At 60.2% G+C, this 261-nt stretch carries 1 protein-coding gene; it reads right to left on the reverse strand.

What is annotated here, in order from left to right; all coding sequences use genetic code 11:
• Nucleotides 1-27: 27 nt before the first annotated feature.
• A partial coding sequence (locus ACLJNW_RS26085; protein ID WP_410961486.1) for a 4a-hydroxytetrahydrobiopterin dehydratase occupies nt 28-261 on the reverse strand: 234 nt, incomplete at its 5' end.

Here is a 261-nt window from a genome sequence, read left to right on the forward strand (position 1 = left end):
GTACGCGGGCGACCTTGGCGAAATGACTCATTTGCGCCCCTCGGCGGTTTTCGCTACCTCATCGGTGCGCGCCGCCATGATGAAATCGTTGCGGTGCAGGCCCTTGATCGAGTGGCTCCACCAGGTCACGGTGACTTTGCCCCACTCGGTCAGCAGGCCCGGATGGTGGCCTTCGGCCTCGGATATCTCGCCGACGGCATTGGTGAAGGCCAGGGCATGCTTGAAGTTCTTGAACAGGTAGACCTTCTCTAGCTGCATGAT

Source organism: Salmonella sp. SAL4457, from assembly GCF_046548235.1.
Classification (GTDB): domain Bacteria; phylum Pseudomonadota; class Gammaproteobacteria; order Enterobacterales; family Enterobacteriaceae; genus Salmonella; species Salmonella enterica.